Here is an 18,891-nt window from a genome sequence, read left to right as displayed (position 1 = left end):
AGAGCCAGAGGCTCTAATATCTCGTTACCAGGTTGAACCTGGTAACGAGGGTTTGCAGGCTTCGCCTGCTTTCTCGCTTACTTACCATTCTCAACTAGAGCCAGAGGCTCTAATATCTCGTTACCAGGTTCAACCTGGTAACGAGGGTTTGGAGGCTTCGCCTCCTGACTGTTGCAACAGGTGCAAGATCTCAGTTACTCAGCAATCACAACGCGATCGCGTCCCTCAGTTTTAGCTTGGTAAAGTGCTGCATCTGCTGCTCGGGTCACATAATGAAAGCCTGTTCCCTGTTGCCTGTTCCCTATGTTTCTTGAAAGTTGATATACTTTTTAGCTGATATCCTCTTGTTAATGATTGCGCATAGCGCAGTGCTATGCAGGGCGATCGCATTTAGTCTAGTGTAGTAAGCGCTTTAGCGCTAAAACCCTTACTACAAACGTTTCACGTCAATTTGCATTTGTTTACCACATACTAAGAAACCCGGTTCTTTGAAAAACCAGGTTTCTGATGAAAATTTTGACTAGATCACACATTAAACCGGAACAACATCACATCGCCTTCTTGCACGATGTACTCTTTTCCTTCACTGCGAACTAACCCTTTCTCCTTGGCAGCATTCATCGAACCAGACGCGACTAAATCATTATAAGCAACCGTTTCAGCACGAATAAATCCGCGTTCAAAATCACTGTGAATAACCCCTGCTGCTTGCGGTGCGGACATTCCAGCGTGAATAGTCCAAGCGCGGGTTTCTTTTTCTCCACTGGTGAAGTATGTACGCAAACCTAACAGGGTATAAGTAGCGCGAATTAACGATTTTAAACCGCCTTCTTCTACACCTAAAGATGCTAAGAATTCACCCCTTTCTTCTTCTGGCAGTTCAATTAATTCTGATTCCACTTGTGCAGAAACTATCACAACTTGTGCATTTTCAGCAGCAGCAATTGGTCGCACTTTTTCCACGTATTCATTACCTGTTGCTAAGTCATCTTCTGACACGTTAGCAGCATAGATAATCGGCTTAACAGTGAGCAGTTCCAGTGGTTTAATAATTTCGGCTTCTTCTTCGGTCAAACTAACTTGCCGCACTGATTTACCTTCATTTAATGCAGCAGCTAATTTTTCCAGCAATGCTAATTCAATCTGTCCTTCTTTGCTCGTACGGGCTTGTTTACGGGTGCGTTCTATCCGCCGTTCAATTTGTGCCAAATCAGCTAAACCAAGCTCTAAATTGATGATTTCAATATCTCGCGCTGGATCAACCGAACCGGCAACGTGGATAATGTCGTCATTCTCAAAACAACGCACCACATGTACGATCGCATCAACTTCCCGGATGTGGGACAGAAATTGGTTACCCAGTCCCTCACCCTTACTAGCGCCCTTAACCAAACCGGCAATATCTACAAACTCAACACGCGCCGGAACAATTTGTTTCGCGGAGGAAATCTTCGCTAAAACATTTAACCGCTCATCCGGCACAGAGACAACGCCGACATTCGGTTCAATCGTGCAAAAAGGAAAATTGGCTGCTTCTGCCTTGGCGTTAGCAACCAAGGCATTAAACAAAGTAGATTTTCCAACGTTAGGGAGTCCGACAATTCCGGCTCGTAGCATTTTAAATTTGAAATTTTGGAGTTTGTACCAAACGTTATCTTAAGACTACCTGCAAAGAGTTTCAAACAGGTCCCGGAACTGTTTGAGGAATTGGTGCTGGAACCGTCTGGGGAATGGGACTCGGTACTGGTTCCGGTACTGGTGCTGGAACTGGTTCGGGAGCAGGACTAGGTATGGGTTCCGGTACAGGTCCTGGTATAGGTTGGGGAATGCTTGGTGTCTGTGATGGATCAGGATTTGGAATCTGTGGCTCAGGTAAAGGACCAGGAGAGGGATAAATCATGGTAAGTCTACTTAAATCATGCGACTTTTCCAAGCTAGATGACAACAGACGCTGCTGACATCTCCCCATATAGCTATTCCATTTATGTCTTTCGTTGCAATCTCTGATAGAGATTTACACTGAATCATCTGCGTTCTCTGTTGCCTTATGCGGTTCATTTCACCAAAATGCTCAATCAAAACCAAACACCCTTATTAGACACTTTAAAAGCTTGTGCAGAACGTCCTCATGCTGCTTTTTACACGCCAGGACACAAGCGGGGACAAGGGATTTCTCAATCCTTGGCTGATTTTTTTGGCAAAGCTGTGTGCCGCGCTGATTTACCAGAATTAGCAGAATTAGACAACCTCTTTGCACCCGAAAGCGTTATCAAAGAAGCGCAACAACTGGCAGCCGAAGCATTTGGTGCAACACAGACTTGGTTTCTTGTCAATGGTTCCACATGCGGAATTGAAGCGGCAATTCTCGCTACCTGTGGCAGTGGAGATAAAATTATTTTGCCTCGCAATGTCCATTCTTCTGCGATCGCAGGCTTAATTCTCTCTGGTGCTATCCCAATTTTTATAAATCCAGAATATGACCCAGTTTTAGATATTGCCCACAGCATCACGCCTAACGCCGTACAAGCTGCACTGAAACAGCATCCCGACGCGAAAGCGGTGTTTATGGTTTACCCCACATATTACGGTGTTTGTGGAGATGTGAGGGCGATCGCCTCTCTTGCCCATCAATACAATATCCCCTTACTTGTAGACGAAGCACACGGCGCACACTTCGCCTTTCATCCCGAACTACCAATCTCAGCGTTAGCCGCAGGTGCTGACTTATCTGTACAATCCATACATAAAACACTGGGCGCGTTAACTCAAGCGTCAATGCTGCACGTCCAAGACGACAGGATAGATGGCGATTGGGCAAAGCCCACGCTACGCGATGGCATAGAGTGCCCGCTTCGCGATCGCGTCAGTAAAGCATTGCAACTCGTACAATCTACCAGTCCCAGTTATTTACTTCTAGCTTCCCTAGATGCAGCGCGTCAACAGATGGCACTGCACGGTAAAGAGTTGATGTCCCGCACATTGCAACTAGCCCAAGAAGCGAGAACCCGTATCAGCCAAATTCCCGGCTTGTCAGTTTTGGAAATTCCTCATAGCCCCCCTTATCAAGGGGGGTTGGGGGGATCACCTGGCTTTGTGGCTTTAGACAAAACACGGTTAACTGTCACCGTTTCTGGCTTAGGTTTAACTGGATTTGCCGCCGAAGAAATTCTCGACCAACAGCTAGGTGTAACAGCGGAATTCGCCTCGCTACAACATCTCACCTTTATCATTAGTCTGGGCAACACTCAGGAGGATATTGAGCAGTTGGTGCAAGCTTTTACCAACTTAGCGATGACCTCACCTCCAAACTCGGAAGCTTCTCTGGGGATAGGGGAAAAAAGAGGTAAGGTTTTATGGGATGATGTTTCTATGATGGAAAATTGTCTGCGTATATCGCCCCGTGAAGCTTTTTTCGCTGCAACAGAAACCTTACCCATCCAAGAAACTACGGAACGGATTTGTGCCGAAATCGTTTGTCCTTATCCTCCGGGAATTCCTGTGTTGATGCCCGGTGAAATCATTACGCATAATGCTTTAGAATACTTGCAACAGATTCAGCTCATGGGTGGATTTATCAGCGGTTGTGCGGATACTAGCCTAAAGACACTTAAGGTTGTCAAAGTCTAACGTTGGTAAATTGTTTCAACCATATATGGTGTTAGACCGCTCTACACCTAGCTTCTCAAATAATTACTTGCATCTCAACCGACGATCATTCCCGCAGCGTTGGGCTGCGTCACAACCCTAGCCAGCTTCGTAAGGATTGCTCTAACTGCTCGGCATCGAAATCCGCCAACTTCCCAATCGTTGTCACAACTAAGCTCTCATGTACTGTGTACAAACCTCGCTTGACTGCTGTAGCCACGTTAAGCCCTGCTGCAGCCCACTCAGAAAGCACAAACTCACCCTCAAGTAACGATCCTGTTTTACTTGTCAGTGGCGTGATCATAACGTCTTGAGAAACATGCGGCGCACTCACGACAACTGCGGGTCTTACCTTTGAACTAGACAAATCTGAGAAGGGATACCGAACCAAGATGATGTCATTTTTGGAGTAGCTGCGCATAAACATCATCCTCGGCGTTATCCCAAACTGCATCAAGTGATGTTTGGCTGGCTTGAAGCCAAAACTCAGCTTCATCATCAGCAAGAAGTGTTACCAGCACTCTTGTTCCTTCAGGTAGTTCCGCTGATTCCAGCAGTTCAATTTTTCCTTGCCGAACGGTAGCCCAAAGCGTTTTTAACATATCCATCTTAATGAATGGTCATGCTTTGATTTTATGCCTTGATGCGGGATCTTGCGATCGCACCCAATCCCATCCCATCAGTTACTGGGCGATCGCTCTACACACTAGCTTCTTAAAACTCAAACGCCGATATTTAACCCAAAATGAGGGAAGCACGGCGGACTTCATAACTGATCGTAGTCCAGTGTAGTCGCTTTCCCCTCAGCAATTTCTTGTTTGGCGCGTTGTGCAGCAGCTACGAGTTTTTGCTGCGTTCTCTCGAAGGATTTGCTCCATTGAATTTCATCTTGTAACTCATTGATGTACTCTCGAAGGTGGTCTGCAACTTGATCCTGTACATCAACAGGTAAAGACTCCATCATCTTTACTACTGTAGTGATTGCTGGGGACGACATAGTGTGCTGCTTTCATGCGACATTCTGTTTTTAAAGCTAGCACCAATTGCCGCCTGAGTGTTCAACCAACGCGATTGTTAGACGGCATTATCTTGTGGTTCCGAACCATTGCGAACACGCTCAAGAAATTCAGGATAGTTTTCCAAGTCCTCTAAAGACTGTAAAGGTGGCATTTCAACCCAGTTAGCCTCTGCATGTAACTTGTCCACATACGCATAAAATGCTTCTTGATCATCACGATGAGCTAAAACATAGGCATGTAACTGTTTCTGACTCATTGCCTGAAAGTTAGGTTTGCTCATTGCACATACCTCCATCTGCCATTCGGATATATCTCAATGATATTCTCCTCACCTGCTAAGAAGAACACATTCCCTGTTCGCTCGTCTACACGAACCACATTAATGGGCAAGTAAAGTTTAGTAAACCAGCAGCACAAAATAAAGCACTGCGTCTTTTGTTCCGGCGTAGGAATAATTCTCGCTCCTCATTACCTCTCATCGGGCAGAGTATAGCACCTTCCGTAGCCTGTTTCTGTAGAAGTCTTTTGGCTCTAACGTAGTGTTAGCCTGCTGGTAGATACCGTAACATAGAACCAAATACTAAATATTGGATCTGATTGATGAACCCGCCGAAATCTGGTGAAGTATGGCTGGTAGATTTAGGACTTGCAGTCAACCAACTCGCTTTGGGAGCATATCTCACAGCCTAATACTACGTTCAACTACATAAACAAACACACGTCGGCTTATTTTTCCACACTATCTCAGGCAGTGTATAGTGGCGCGTAGTCTTTAATACCTACCGATTGAGACTAGGATCAACCTTCTTCAGGTAATCCCGAAAGACTTGATGTGCAGTTTTGTGGTCACCTTTTGTGGTCAGATTGCACAGCCACCATATAGGTCTACTCTGATAACATCTCGGTCTATCCGTTGCAATTAACCGACCAAAGTGTTCACAATTCCAACCGGGAACAGTGTATTCCCAATCAGCAAAAACATAAAGAGCCTGTTTGAGCCGCTCAATTGTTTGCTCAGGTTCAAAAGCAATGCAGTCAATTCCAACAACAAATTTTGCCTCTTTTCTCTCGAATGGACATAACCCACGACCTGTATCAAAAATGTGTGTATCTGACAAACCAATCCCGTAATGCCAAAACGGGTCAGGTGGATTCTGCCAATTGAGTAAACGCCCATATCGGCTACTTGAGGGGACAACAAAACACTCGACCTCTTTTATTCTCTTTTCGATTTGTTCTATGGATAACGACATACGTGAAGGCAAATTTACTAGCTACTGCTGCGTGTCAGTTCAATGAGAATATCTCAACTTACGATTGCCAGCAAGACATTACAAACTTAACAATGATTTCTAGCCATGTTTTATCCCTTCGGGATAGCTTCGCTTCACGCACCCAATTCCATCTCTTACTGTGCGATCGCCAACTGATTTTCTTCGATCACCTCATACCCATTCGCCAACTGTGCGATCGCCTTATCAATCAAATCTATACCTTGCTGCACAGTTTCAATCACGCTCAACTTTCCACGTAAATCAGCAGCACCAGCGAAACCTTTCGCATACCAAGTCATATGCTTGCGTGCTTGACGCACACCTCTATCACCCTTGTATTCGTACAAAGCTTGTAAGTGTTCCTTCGCACATTCCAAAAGCTGAATTGGAGTTGGTGGCGGTAACTGTTCTCCTGTTTTCAAGAAGTAATCAACTTCTCCCACCAAAAACGGATAACCCAAAGTCCCGCGCGAACACATGATCCCATCCGCGCCAGTTTGTTCCAAACACTTCACCGCCGCCTCAACCGAGAAAATATCTCCATTACCAATCACTGGAATATCAAGAATTTCCTTAACGCGGGCAATCCATTCCCATCGGGCATTGCCATTGTACCCTTGGGCGCGAGTACGTCCATGCACAGTAATCATTTGCGCCCCCGCATCCTGCATTCGCTTGGCAAAGTCGAGAATGGTAATTTCCTTGTCGTTCCAACCGATACGGGTTTTTACTGTTACAGGGACATCAACCGCCTTCACAACTTCCCTAACTATTGCCTCAGCGACTTCCGGCTGACGCAACAGCGAAGAACCACCACCATTTTTGGTGATTTTATTTACCGGACAGCCCATATTAATATCAACGGTATCAGCGCCTTCCTCAACCGCCTTTACCGCTGCTTCTGCCAGAAAATCTGGGCGACAGTCAAACAACTGAATACTAATTGGTCGCTCGTTACGGTCTACCTCCATGATTTTGGGCAACTGCTTCACATAGTGCAACCCCGTTGCATTCACCATCTCCGTGTACATCATCGACTCAGGCGCATAACGACGCACCAGCCGACGAAATACCATATCCGTCACCCCAGACAAAGGCGACTGGAGAACCCGACTTTTCACCTCAAAAGAACCAATTTTTAGAGGAGTCGAAAGTCTAGCTTTTAGATCAGGAGACAGCGTAAGCATATATCATGTCGAGGCACATAAGCTTTTCTATTGTACTCAGGGGATTGGCGACTAGGGATTAGGGATAGGAAATATGTAGTCACAATATCATTTTTTAGTCTGATTCTTTTGCCAATCGCTATCAACAGCCGCCATTCTCCATTGCCTAAAGACGGCAAACACCACATTGTTGATACGGTTCACCCGAATTGCTCCTAGTATTAATTCTCATACATTAGACAAAGAAAGTGAAAGCAATTCAGTCCATGAAGAAACAAGAAGAACAAACAAAAAAAATTTTGAAGCATAACCGCCCTAACCAAGGTTCGGAAAACCACCCTTCATGGACTGGCTACACAGGCTCAGTATATATATCAGCAGTAAGTAAAACCAAAGGTATTCATGCTGAACTGGCTGCTTTCTAAATCCAGTTAGTTCAATAATTTCGCCCTTTATACTCTCATTCATTCATTTGTAGTTATACGGAGCCAGCACCTACAATGGCAAAAGTAGTTGGAATTGACTTAGGTACGACAAACTCCTGCGTGGCAGTTATGGAAGGTGGTAAACCCACAGTTATAGCCAACGCAGAAGGTTTTCGGACAACGCCTTCAGTAGTCGCCTTCGCAAAAAATGGCGATCGCTTGGTTGGTCAAATCGCCAAACGCCAGGCGGTGATGAACCCCGAAAACACTTTTTATTCTGTAAAACGTTTCATTGGACGCAAGTTCGACGAAATTACCCACGAAGCTACTGAAGTTTCTTACAAAGTACTACGTGACAGCAACGGTAACGTTAAAGTTGATTGTCCGCAAGTCGGCAAACCTTTTGCTCCCGAAGAAATTTCCGCACAGGTTCTGCGCAAGCTGGTAGAAGATGCAAGCAAGTACATCGGTGAAACCGTAACTCAAGCCGTGATCACCGTTCCTGCATACTTCAACGACTCTCAACGGCAAGCAACCAAAGACGCTGGTAAGATTGCTGGTATTGAAGTTCTACGGATTATCAACGAGCCTACCGCTGCTTCTCTGGCATACGGCTTTGATAAGAAGAGCAACGAAACCATCCTCGTGTTTGACCTTGGTGGTGGTACCTTCGACGTATCCATCCTGGAAGTTGGCGACGGTGTGTTTGAAGTGTTAGCAACCTCTGGTGATACTCACCTTGGTGGTGACGACTTCGACAAGAAGATCGTTGATTTCTTAGCTGAACAGTTCAGAAAAGACGAAGGGATCGACCTGCGCAAAGACAAACAAGCGTTACAGCGTTTGACTGAAGCCGCAGAAAAAGCGAAAATTGAACTTTCCAGCGTCACCCAAGCGGAAATCAACCTACCATTTATTACCGCTACCCAGGATGGTCCCAAGCACCTGGATACAACGCTGACTCGCGCTAAGTTTGAAGAACTTTGCTCTGACTTAATTGACCGTTGCCGAGTTCCCGTTGAGAACGCGCTACGCGATGCTAAATTAAGCAAGAACGATATTGATGAAGTTGTATTAGTTGGTGGTTCTACCCGCATCCCCGCTGTACAACAAATCGTGAAGCAGGTGTTGGGTAAAGACCCCAACCAAAGCGTTAACCCCGATGAAGTTGTGGCAGTTGGTGCAGCAATTCAAGCTGGTGTGCTTGGTGGTGATGTTACTGGTATCTTGCTGTTAGACGTAACACCGCTGTCCTTGGGTGTGGAAACCTTGGGTGGCGTCATGACCAAGATTATTCCCCGCAACACCACAATTCCTACCAAGAAGTCAGAAGTCTTCTCCACCGCTGTGGATGGTCAAACCAACGTGGAAATTCACGTCCTCCAAGGCGAACGCGAGATGTCAAACGACAACAAGAGCTTGGGTACCTTCCGTCTCGATGGTATTCCCCCAGCACCACGCGGTGTCCCTCAAATCGAAGTGATTTTCGATATTGACGCTAACGGTATTCTCAACGTTACCGCTAAGGACAAAGGTACTGGTAAGGAGCAGTCTATCAGTATTACTGGTGCTTCTACCCTCGATAAGACCGAAGTCGAGCGGATGGTGAACGAAGCTGAGAAAAACGCCTCAGCTGACAGAGAACGTCGGGAGAAAATTGACCGCAAGAACCAAGCCGACTCTTTGACATACCAAGCTGAGAAGCAACTGCAAGAATTGGGCGACAAAGTCCCCGCAGCTGATAAGACCAAGGTAGAAGGTTTGGTGAAAGACTTGCGCGAAGCCGTCTCCAAGGAAGACGACGAGCAGATCAAGAAACTCACACCCGAATTGCAACAAGCGCTCTTTGCTGTTGGTAGCAATATTTATCAACAAGCAGGTGGTGGCGATGGTTCTGCTCCTGGTGGTGGTCCTGACACCTCTGGTGGCGCTTCTTCCTCCTCCACTGGCGGTGGTGATGATGTGATTGACGCTGATTTCACTGAATCTAAATAGTTATTGGTTCGGTGGGCGATGCCCACCCTACAATCCAAATCCCCCATCCAGAATGATTCTTGGGTGGGAATTTTTTTTGCAAAGATAGCGTGTAATACCTGAGATCTTGCAAGAGTTGCAACAGTGAGTCGGGGAAGCCTCCAAACCCTCGTTACCAGGTTGAACCTGGTAACGAGATATTAGAGCCTCTGGCTCTTGTTAGGTGCAAGATCTGAGATACCAAGTTGGGATAGATAGTATTGTTTCATATTAAGCAAAACCCAGTATAGCTAAGTCTTAGGTAAGATTCTTCCCAAGGCGTGAGAATGACAAACACAGGCAATTTGGTATAAGGGTGTGGAAGCGTGATTTGTACCTGAAGTATGGTGAGTTAGTCCTAACTCTTTTCTATATTGGGCTTGTATTGCAAACAAGAATCGTCATTTGATTCAGCAACACTCACTTATTCATTCAAAACTTGCGGAAAATGCCATACCCACAAGCTCCCTGGACACTTCAAGGCTACGCGATCGTAACTGGACATGTCATAAATATTGACCGAGTGCGTCACCTGATTCCCTCGGAATTAGAAATTATTTCTGTCTTTCCTGGTAAAACCGTTGGTGGCGTATATTTATCCTATTACGGATCTGGCTCGGTGCTGGAGTACAGCGAATTGATTGTTATTCCTGCTGCGGTGGGTTATCAAGGAAAAATCGGTGGATGGGTTTCTCATATTTATGTAGATAATCCTGATTCGGTAGCTGGTGGTCGAGAGGTTTGGGGACTACCGAAGGAATTAGCTGAATTTACTTGGGAAAGAGGAGAACGTGTCACTGTTCGCCAAGGAAACCGGACATTGTGTAGTCTGAACTATAACCAGCAAACCTTCGCATGGCGACAGTGGTTAGGTGGATCTAGTTTCAGTGCAAAGGATGCAAATTTACTGAACTTCTCTGCGGAATTAGAATCGCGTATAGGGTTTATTGGTTCTAAGTTAGAAGTTCCTGCTGAAAGTCCTTTTTCTGAAATCGGTTTAGGTCAACCTTTCTTAACTGTACGTTGCGAAGAAATGAGTTTGAGAGTTCGTGCGCCTGAGGTTGTGGGACAAAGGGCGGTTGAGTATAGTTTCAGATAATTACGCATCCAAAGGATAGTTTATTTAATGTCGTCGCAAACAGTGCAATGGGCAAAGCCCCGCCGTAGGCGATCGCTCTTTTGTGTTTGTATCCGCTCTAAAGAGTGATTTACTTGATGTTGTCGCAAACAGTGCGATGGGCAAAGCCCCGTCGTAGGCGATCGCTCTTTTGTGTTTGTATCCGCTCTAAAGAGTGATTTACTTGATGTTGTCGCAAACAGTGCGATGGGCAAAGCCCCGTCGTAGGCGATCGCGGTTTTTTGTTTGTATCCGCTCTAAAGAGTGATTTACTTGATGTTGTCGCAAACAGTGCGATGGGCAAAGCCCCGCCGTAGGCGATCGCCCCTAACCCTCTGCGGTGCAAGCAAGCTTTCTTAGGGCGGTTTTGGCATAAGCCAAAGCCGGAGTGGGGTTCCGACTGTATTGCAACGAAGTGAGAAGCGCTATAATCCAAAACCGACAAAAACACGCTGGCGAATCAAGCCGAATTAAGCTATACCCAGCACTTTCCGTAACACCACTTGGTCTTCTAACTTGGCTTTGAGGCGACCATTTTCCAAATCTCGAATCCAGCTTTGACTTTTCCCTGCCAGTTTCGCTAATTCTCTTTGCGAAAGATTAAGGTTTTTTCTTGCCTGCAAAATCTGTTCGCCTAGCAGATATCCTGTTGTGATTTTTGATTTTGTTCTGTTTTTTGTCGTTCGTCGCTTTTTTTCAGATTCAGTGGTTTGTTGCTGCCATTCTGGCGGTAGCGTAAACGATAAAATCCGGGCATTCATCAGCATATTCCACTTGCCACGGGGACTTTTATCTGTCAGGCGTCTGTCTCCGCTAGCGTCCTTAATCCAAAATTCTAAGGCATCGTCTGGATCTTCGGGAATATCCACCAATTTCGCCCACAACGGTTGAATTTCTGATGGGTACGTCACTGGGTCGAAACTTGGTTTCATACCATAATGATTCAGAACTTCCAAATCGTTTTCAAAGGTTCGTAGCAGTCGCTTGCGTTCCTCCCGTTGTCTGCAAGCAAGAGAAACTTTCTCTTCACCGTAAGCAACACGCAGCAAGGTGGGAACTGTAATACGCTGTTCTTTGCCCATTTTAGTTTTAAACAGCAACCACAGCATCAGTCGCGCTGCTCCTTCGTGTTGCTGCCAAATACTCATGACGGTTGTTAACAGGGTTTTCGGCAGACTGCCATATTGATAAAATGTATTTCGTTCCTTGCATCCTTGTTTGTTTAAGAAATACTGCGCCCATAGACCTGCTTTGACTTTAAAAGTGAGTCCAACTAGATATTTGCACCCTTGATCATCTTCTTGAAAGTGATGCTGAACTTCTACCAAGTGCCACAAGCGACATCCTTCCACTGAAAATCCTTTGACTCGACCTTGTTGGGGCCAATCAATAGAGGTTATCAGCGAGCAAGTTTGCTGCACCAAGTTCTTCATTAAAGCCAACTTCGCGGGTTTGCTGAGGTCTTTGCGTTTCTCCAGCCCCAAATATTTCTCAATTTGGCGATCGTCAATCGTAAAATCTTGCACCCAAGGCTGATCTAAAGCTGTTGCATGAGCTGCGAAAATCAATTGCATACAAGCCGCTCTGATATCAAGCGTCTCAATGACTTCTAAGGAAGTTGCAAGTTCGCTGCCATTGCTGAGTTTGCTGATGTGAAAGGCGATCGCCCCTCGCCCCTGATTAACTTGTCGGCTATAACACACCTTGCCATATTCATCAATTTCCCAAGGTAGGGAGTTTCGCTGTGCCAGCACATTGCAAGCTTCCCAGATAACGATCGCCGAAGCAAATGGGTTGCTCTTACCGTTAGCAAATAAATCTGGGCTGGTGGCATCTCTGGAATCAATTTTACATCTCCCCCTTTTCGCCTGCATGGGTATAGGGGAATCAATCGGACAAACGACTACACATTGGGGTTCGGGATAATAACCTTCGCAGTTGTTACAAAGGCTAGGGTCGATCCAGTATTTATCGTTCTCTAATTTGATTGCACCAGTAGGACATTGGGGACGGCAGTTGTCACATCCAACGCAACTGTTGTTAGGAATTGTATAAGGCATAAGGCTTTTTCCTACTTTAATCGTTGAGATGTCTGGCTCAAGTCTCCCCTGGATGTGTCCTCTTGATTCACTACTCACTACCACATTGTTTGGACGGTAATAATAAACCTTGACCGTACTACTTAACCACATCCTTATTCGGACCGCGCATCCAATTGGAAGCTATTTAAGGCTTGTAAGCCGAGCCTAATTTTTAATATTTCTTACTTTCTAACATTTCATAAATTTCTATTTCAGTTTGTTAGCAATGAGCTAAACATCTTTTTTCAACTTAGCTTGAATAGGTAACTCAATAACATTTTTGATTCTTATTTCAATATTTTTTCAAGTGTTATTGCTGAACAATTGCTCCTCCTACTAGTGCTTTCAATTAACAATATTAATACTATTAATATTTAGCTCATAACTCATTGAGTTATTAATTTGACATTGATAATGAACCAACTCAATTTTATTGGTTAAACCAGATAAAGGATGATGTCTTTCTATTGTTCATTGATAACTAACGACTCCTCTTAAGAGGTAGTTTCCCATTTTTTGGAAAAATTTACTAATAAGTTTTTGCATTTAAAGGTTGAAGATTAACAATTCTATCTCTTGCACAAATCTTATTTTGTCTCGCGCTAAGGCGCAAAGACGCAAAGAATAACACTAAGAAAAAGAGTTTTGCAAGAAGTCTATTAACTTAGTGTGATTTGGTAAGTCATCAAACTTTAATTGAATGAGAAAACGTATTAAACAATCAAAAATCGGAAGATTAGACTATGTTAGTATGAGCTTAAAGTCAAACAGATGTGTCAGCACAGAAGGTAAATTATGGCAACGCTAACAGGATTAACATTTGGTGGCAAAACTTGGACACCTAAATTCGTTGAGGAAATTGACCAGGACAAATGTATCGGTTGCGGCAGATGCTTTAAAATCTGTGGGCATAATGTGCTGGTATTAAAAGCAATGAACGAAGAAGGAGAATTTGTCGAGGATGAGGACGATGATGAAATTGAAAAGAAAGTGATGACAATCGCCAATAAAGAAAATTGCGTGGGTTGTGAGGCATGCGCTAGGATTTGTTCCAAAAATTGCTATACCCACTCTGTATTAGATAACTAAAGTTTTTGGGTTGTAAGAGAGGTCGGTTAAAGAAGGTGCTGTTTGACGAAAGTGTAAAACGGTGTACATCCAAATGGCAGTTTCTCTCTTCAGTAGAAAGGTCAGTAGAGAGGAAGGTACTAGAGGGGAATATTTAAAGTTACAGGAACTAAGAGCAAAAAGTTCATAGTAAACGAATCCGTAAATCTCAAATTGTCAGCTATTAACAAATTAAAAATTGCTGCCTTTGATAGCCTAATCACTTGCTATAACAGACAGCCGCCTCTGCAACTAGTTTATCTTGAAGTGCAAGCCTCCTGTACTAGGAGTGGAGAGATAGTTTTCATTTTTTTGGGGGAGCGAAGAATTAAAACATTTTAAAATTCCCCCACTTTTCTAGAAGAAACATAGAAAATGAATTTGGTTAAAACAATAGCTAATTGCGTCATGAGTCATTAAAACAGTGAACAGTACCAGCCGCAGTGACGCCTGCGTATGGTGTGGTTGTACTGACACCAACGCTTTCGGTCCAATTGGTGTGGTGTTTCCCCTTTCGGATGAAACTGATAACTGATAACTGATAACTGGTAACTGTTAATGACTAGTCATGAGAACTAAAAAAAGATGACAAGAAATACATGACCAAGGATGCTACTAGCAATTAGCCATGTAAGTAAGAGACACAACTCTTCTCTTTCCTCGCTTAGAGTATATATCAAGAGTACAGGATGTGGTGTACTGGGGTAAAACTCAGAAAAATATACCTTTAACGACGTTTCACAAAGCAGGTATTTATGGAACAAATTCCTGTTTCACTATGGACTCTAGTGGCTGGGATATTAGTTACAATTGTCAGCATTTGGGTTGGACAAAATCACGGTCTATTACCGGTGCAAGCATCGCAACAAGCGCCTTTGGTAGACGGTTTTTTTAACATTATGGTCTCCATTGCCACAGCTCTGTTTTTGGTGGTAGAAGGAACCATTGTGATTTTTTTGGTTAAGTACCGCCGCCGTCGTGGAGATGACACAGATGGTGTGCATGTTGAAGGTAACTTTCCCTTAGAAGTTTTTTGGACGGCGATCCCATCTCTTATCGTCCTCTGCTTGGGAATCTACAGTGTTGATGTTTTTAACCGAATGGGAGGGTTTGAGCCGGGGAGTCATCCTCATATGCCTCATTCTCCAGCTCATGTAGCCCAAATTCCAGGAAGTGCGATCGCTGCTACCCTGAGTGATGCTTCACCGCATGAATTGCAAACAGCAGCACCAGCAGCAGCCCCGAAAATCGGCATTGGCGCGACTCCTCAAGAGGAAGGCAAAAAAGCTGACTTGGTTGTCAACGTCACAGGAATGCAGTTTGCTTGGCTGTTCGACTACCCCGATAGTGGAGTGAATGCTGGAGAATTACACGTTCCTGTCGGTGCTGACGTGCAACTCAACCTTTCTGCAACGGATGTAATCCACTCGTTCTGGGTGCCGCAATTCCGGCTGAAGCAAGATGCCATTCCTGGAATACCTACCCAACTACGATTTGTGGCTACTAAACCTGGTACATATCCCGTAGTTTGTGCTGAACTTTGCGGCGGCTACCACGGCTCAATGAGGTCACAAGTCATTGTCCACACGCCCGAAGAGTTTGAAAGCTGGCTGTCTGAAAACCGGGTTGCTCAAAAGCAAGATTTGAAACAAGCTGTTGCAGTGAATCCAGCAGACTTATCCACATCAGAGTTTCTCGCTCCCTACGCCCAAGAGATGGGGGTGAACACAGCAACTCTCACCCAGGTTCAAAAATAACAGTTAGGAGTCGGGAGTTTGAAGTTAGGAGTCGGTAATTATAGCGGTTTGCAACCTGGAGTAAGGTACACCAAAGAAATAATGAACCACAGATGGACACAGATGGACACAGATGGACACGAGATTTATTTGTACTTTCTTCAATTGAGTTGCGCTATATTATTCTCCCCATCTCTCACTGCCCCTAATCCCCACTTGGTGGGGGCTCCGAGTTTCCCACCTCCCTATTAGCCTAAACGAGCAAAGTAATTGTTTAGCAGCTTATGACTCAAGTAGAACTTCCACGAAACACTCCACCCGAAGACAATCAATCTGGTACTCAGGTGATTGCCCATGCACAACATCATCAGGCGTGGAAATGGTACGACTACTTCACGTTTAATGTTGACCACAAGGTTATTGGCATCCAATACCTGGTGACGGCGTTTGTATTTTATCTGATCGGCGGACTTATGGCTGTTGCCATACGTGCTGAACTGGCGACACCAGAATCAGATCTGCTTGATCCAAACCTCTACAACGCTTTCATGACGAATCACGGGACGATCATGATTTTCCTGTGGATCGTACCCAGTGCAATTGGCGGATTTGGTAACTATCTGGTGCCATTGATGATTGGCGCTAGAGATATGGCTTTTCCCAAGCTGAATGCGATCGCCTTTTGGTTAAACCCACCCGCAGGATTGCTGCTAGGGGCTAGCTTCTTCTTTGGCGGTTCGCAATCTGGTTGGACAGCTTACCCACCCTTAAGTTTGGTTACGGCTAACACCGCGCAAACGCTGTGGATACTCGCCATTGTCCTGGTGGGAACTTCCTCAATTTTGGGTTCGGTGAACTTTGTCGTCACTATCTGGAAGATGAAGGTTCCCAGCATGAAATGGGACCAATTGCCCTTGTTCTGTTGGGCGATTTTGGCAACCTCCGTGCTTGCACTACTCTCCACACCCGTGTTAGCGGCGGGGTTGGTGTTGCTGTTGTTTGACCTCAACTTTGGCACCTCGTTCTTTAAACCAGATGCAGGCGGTAACGTTGTTATCTACCAACATTTATTCTGGTTCTATTCCCATCCGGCAGTTTATCTGATGATTCTGCCTATCTTCGGCATCATGTCCGAAGTCATTCCGGTTCACGCCCGCAAGCCAATCTTTGGATATAAGGCGATCGCCTATTCTAGTTTGGCAATCTGCGTCGTCGGTTTGTTCGTCTGGGTACACCATATGTTTACCAGCGGTACACCCGGTTGGATGCGGATGTTCTTCACTATCTCCACCCTGATCGTTGCCGTTCCCACTGGCGTGAAGATTTTTGGTTGGGTTGCTACCCTCTGGGGCGGTAAAATTCGCTTCACATCTGCCATGCTCTTCGCCATTGGCTTGTTGTCGATGTTTGTCATGGGTGGCTTGAGCGGCGTGACAATGGGAACAGCCCCCTTTGATGTTCACGTCCACGACACTTACTATGTGGTGGGGCATTTCCACTACGTCTTGTTTGGCGGTTCTGTATTTGGGATTTACGCTGGAATCTATCACTGGTTCCCCAAAATGACGGGGCGGATGCTGAATGAAACTTGGGGTCGCGTTCATTTTATCCTCACCTTCATCGGTACAAATCTGACCTTCCTACCCATGCACGAGTTGGGTTTGCAAGGAATGCCCCGACGAGTTGCAATGTATGACCCGCAATTTGTCACCCTCAATGAGATTTGTACCATTGGTGCGTTTATTTTGGGTGCGTCCGTGATTCCCTTCACCATCAACATCCTTTGGAATTGGATTGCTGGACGCAAGGCGGGTGATAATCCTTGGAATGCTTTGACCTTAGAATGGACAACCAGCTCGCCACCTCTAGTTGAAAACTGGGAAGAATTGCCCGTCGTCACTCACGGTCCCTACGACTACGGCTTGAACGATCACAGTGCTGAAATACCCCCATCTGCTGCAACTGAGGTAGGTGCTTAGCCAGGGAAGTAAATGCCCATAGTTCCCGTTCTTGTGAGGTGGTTCTTGTGGGGTGGGCAGAGGATTGCCCGCCCTTGATCAAGACGGGCGAGACGCCCGTCCCACAAAACAATCAAAAGCATAAACAATATGGCTATAGCGACAACAACGAGTCCAGTTCATCACGAAGAACATCATCCAGATTTGCGAGTCTTGGGGCTGTTAGTGTTCCTCATTTCCGAATCTCTGATGTTCGGCGGATTTTTTGCTACTTACTTGTTCTTCCGAAGCGGTGCTGAAGCTTGGCCTCCAGAAGGAACCGAAGTAGAGTTATTGTTGCCTACAATCAACACTATCATTCTGGTTTCCAGTAGTTTCGTTATTCACTTCGGCGATACAGCAATTAAAAAGAATGATGTCCAAGGAATGCGGAAGTGGTACAAAATCACTGCAATCATGGGCGCAATATTCTTGCTTGGTCAGGTGATTGAGTACGTAACTTTGGGATACGGTCTGACTACCAACGTATTTGCTAACTGCTTTTACTTAATGACAGGGTTCCACGGTTTGCACGTTTTTGTGGGGCTGTTGTTGATTTTGGGTGTGTTATGGCGTTCCCGTCGTCCTGGTCACTATTCTGCCACCAAACACACTGGCATTGAAATGGCAGAAATCTACTGGCACTTCGTAGACATCATCTGGATTGTTCTCTTCACCCTGCTGTACATTCTCACTAAGTTTTGACATTGGGAATTAGCGATTAGGGATTGGCAATTAGGGATTAGGTATTTCCTAGTCCCTAGTCCCTAGTCCTCAATACCCATTCCCTCAAGGAGATTTCTATGCAAGTTGATGCAGAAAGATTTTCATGGTTTCAAGTTCCAGACGATATCAAACAGTTGTTGATGTTGGCGGCAGCAAATTGGGACAATACTTCAGAATCAGAAAAGTATATTAACCAAGCTTTAGCCAAAACTGAAGATTCGACAGACGTTTTGGTAGCAGCTTATAGATATTTTTTCTATAAAAATAATTATTTAATGGCTTTGCAAACAGCAGTTAAAGTTATAGATAGAATTAAATTATCCGAGCTACTTCCAGATAATTGGGAGCAACTTAAACCAATATTGATGAGTCGCAAAGATGACCCAAAAATAAGACTTTATCTAAATGCTTATGCAGCTTCTGGATTGGTATTGGCAAAGCTGGGAGAAATAGACAAAGCTAAAAAAGTCAGCGCTCAAGTGAAGGAAATTGATGATAAAAATCAGTTTGGAGCAGCAATTTTATATGACATTCTAACACGACCAAGTGAAGAAGAATGAATATAATGTTTAATTTATCATTTAT

At 44.9% G+C, this 18,891-nt stretch carries 20 protein-coding genes and 1 pseudogene; 10 read left to right on the top strand and 11 right to left on the bottom strand.

The window, feature by feature from the left end; translation table 11 throughout:
• Positions 1–235: pseudogene (locus AACT52_RS29345) on the top strand (hypothetical protein); the annotation flags it as partial.
• Between the two features lie 290 nt (positions 236–525).
• On the opposite strand, the gene ychF reads toward AACT52_RS29345, so the two are convergent.
• Positions 526–1,617 carry a redox-regulated ATPase YchF gene (ychF, locus tag AACT52_RS29340; RefSeq protein ID WP_073634344.1) on the bottom strand — a complete coding sequence of 364 codons (1,092 nt, stop codon included), beginning with the start codon at positions 1,615–1,617 and terminating at the stop codon, positions 526–528.
• Positions 1,618–1,678: 61 nt separating this feature from the next.
• Positions 1,679–1,900: a hypothetical protein gene (locus tag AACT52_RS29335; RefSeq protein ID WP_073634343.1), complete on the bottom strand. Its 222-nt coding sequence runs from the start codon at positions 1,898–1,900 to the stop codon at positions 1,679–1,681.
• Between the two features lie 167 nt (positions 1,901–2,067).
• Between AACT52_RS29335 and AACT52_RS29330 the strand changes: the two genes are divergently transcribed.
• Positions 2,068–3,627, top strand: coding sequence for an aminotransferase class I/II-fold pyridoxal phosphate-dependent enzyme (locus AACT52_RS29330; protein WP_073634348.1), 1,560 nt, complete (start codon positions 2,068–2,070; stop codon positions 3,625–3,627).
• Positions 3,628–3,736: 109 nt separating this feature from the next.
• On the opposite strand, the gene AACT52_RS29325 is transcribed toward AACT52_RS29330, so the two are convergent.
• The 7 genes from AACT52_RS29325 to dusB form a co-directional block, all read right to left on the bottom strand.
• A complete protein-coding gene (locus AACT52_RS29325; protein WP_073634342.1) occupies positions 3,737–4,066 on the bottom strand; it encodes a type II toxin-antitoxin system PemK/MazF family toxin in 330 nt (109 codons plus the stop codon).
• Positions 4,044–4,247: a hypothetical protein gene (locus tag AACT52_RS29320; RefSeq protein ID WP_073634347.1), complete on the bottom strand. Its 204-nt coding sequence runs from the start codon at positions 4,245–4,247 to the stop codon at positions 4,044–4,046. Before AACT52_RS29320 ends, AACT52_RS29325 begins: the two co-directional genes overlap by 23 nt.
• A 164-nt stretch (positions 4,248–4,411) precedes the next feature.
• Complete coding sequence (locus tag AACT52_RS29315) at positions 4,412–4,642, bottom strand: hypothetical protein (RefSeq protein ID WP_073634341.1); 231 nt, start codon at positions 4,640–4,642, stop codon at positions 4,412–4,414.
• 77 nt (positions 4,643–4,719) lie between these two features.
• Complete coding sequence (locus tag AACT52_RS29310; protein WP_073634340.1) at positions 4,720–4,944, bottom strand: DUF6887 family protein; 225 nt, start codon at positions 4,942–4,944, stop codon at positions 4,720–4,722.
• On the bottom strand, positions 4,941–5,117 hold the full coding sequence (locus AACT52_RS41560) for a DUF6888 family protein (protein ID WP_443216674.1): 177 nt from the start codon (positions 5,115–5,117) through the stop codon (positions 4,941–4,943). The genes AACT52_RS29310 and AACT52_RS41560 overlap by 4 nt, the downstream gene beginning before the upstream one ends.
• 326 nt (positions 5,118–5,443) lie before the next feature.
• Complete coding sequence (locus AACT52_RS29305) at positions 5,444–5,917, bottom strand: hypothetical protein (protein ID WP_073634339.1); 474 nt, start codon at positions 5,915–5,917, stop codon at positions 5,444–5,446.
• A gap of 155 nt (positions 5,918–6,072) precedes the next feature.
• On the bottom strand, positions 6,073–7,125 hold the full coding sequence (gene dusB, locus AACT52_RS29300) for a tRNA dihydrouridine synthase DusB (protein WP_073634338.1): 1,053 nt from the start codon (positions 7,123–7,125) through the stop codon (positions 6,073–6,075).
• 245 nt (positions 7,126–7,370) lie between these two features.
• Here dusB and AACT52_RS29295 point away from each other — a divergent pair, with 245 nt between their 5' ends.
• From AACT52_RS29295 to AACT52_RS29285, 3 genes are all read left to right on the top strand, one after another.
• The gene (locus AACT52_RS29295) at positions 7,371–7,529 is read left to right on the top strand and encodes a hypothetical protein (protein ID WP_158054811.1); all 159 of its coding nucleotides are present in this window, start codon (positions 7,371–7,373) and stop codon (positions 7,527–7,529) included.
• A gap of 75 nt (positions 7,530–7,604) precedes the next feature.
• A complete protein-coding gene (gene dnaK / locus AACT52_RS29290; protein WP_073634337.1) occupies positions 7,605–9,524 on the top strand; it encodes a molecular chaperone DnaK in 1,920 nt (639 codons plus the stop codon).
• 466 nt (positions 9,525–9,990) lie between these two features.
• Positions 9,991–10,641, top strand: coding sequence for an acetoacetate decarboxylase family protein (locus AACT52_RS29285; RefSeq protein WP_073634336.1), 651 nt, complete (start codon positions 9,991–9,993; stop codon positions 10,639–10,641).
• 109 nt (positions 10,642–10,750) lie between these two features.
• Here the strand turns inward: AACT52_RS29285 and AACT52_RS29280 are convergent, their stop codons facing one another.
• Together AACT52_RS29280 and AACT52_RS29275 are read right to left on the bottom strand one after the other, a co-directional pair.
• Entirely contained in the window at positions 10,751–11,095 is a 345-nt protein-coding gene (locus AACT52_RS29280) for a hypothetical protein (RefSeq protein ID WP_158054809.1), read from the bottom strand.
• 34 nt (positions 11,096–11,129) lie between these two features.
• Positions 11,130–12,719: a helix-turn-helix domain-containing protein gene (locus tag AACT52_RS29275; protein ID WP_073634335.1), complete on the bottom strand. Its 1,590-nt coding sequence runs from the start codon at positions 12,717–12,719 to the stop codon at positions 11,130–11,132.
• An 816-nt stretch (positions 12,720–13,535) separates the two neighbouring features.
• Here AACT52_RS29275 and fdxB point away from each other — a divergent pair.
• The 5 genes from fdxB to AACT52_RS29250 all read left to right on the top strand — a co-directional run bounded on the left by fdxB (position 13,536) and on the right by AACT52_RS29250 (position 18,866).
• Positions 13,536–13,829 carry a ferredoxin III, nif-specific gene (gene fdxB, locus AACT52_RS29270; protein ID WP_073634334.1) on the top strand — a complete coding sequence of 98 codons (294 nt, stop codon included), beginning with the start codon at positions 13,536–13,538 and terminating at the stop codon, positions 13,827–13,829.
• 773 nt (positions 13,830–14,602) lie between these two features.
• Positions 14,603–15,604 (top strand): cytochrome c oxidase subunit II, encoded by a 1,002-nt coding sequence (locus tag AACT52_RS29265; RefSeq protein ID WP_073634333.1) that lies wholly within the window; start codon positions 14,603–14,605, stop codon positions 15,602–15,604.
• Positions 15,605–15,867: 263 nt separating this feature from the next.
• On the top strand, positions 15,868–17,562 hold the full coding sequence (gene ctaD / locus AACT52_RS29260) for a cytochrome c oxidase subunit I (RefSeq protein WP_073634332.1): 1,695 nt from the start codon (positions 15,868–15,870) through the stop codon (positions 17,560–17,562).
• Positions 17,563–17,691: 129 nt separating this feature from the next.
• Entirely contained in the window at positions 17,692–18,285 is a 594-nt protein-coding gene (locus tag AACT52_RS29255; protein WP_073634331.1) for a cytochrome c oxidase subunit 3, read from the top strand.
• A gap of 98 nt (positions 18,286–18,383) precedes the next feature.
• On the top strand, positions 18,384–18,866 hold the full coding sequence (locus AACT52_RS29250) for a hypothetical protein (RefSeq protein WP_073634330.1): 483 nt from the start codon (positions 18,384–18,386) through the stop codon (positions 18,864–18,866).
• Positions 18,867–18,891: the final 25 nt, after the last annotated feature.

This window comes from Scytonema sp. HK-05 (genome assembly GCF_963872035.1).
Classification (GTDB): Bacteria; Cyanobacteriota; Cyanobacteriia; order Cyanobacteriales; family Nostocaceae; genus Kalymmatonema.
Note: the sequence above shows the minus strand (reverse complement) of the source record. Positions and strands in the feature narration are given on the sequence as shown.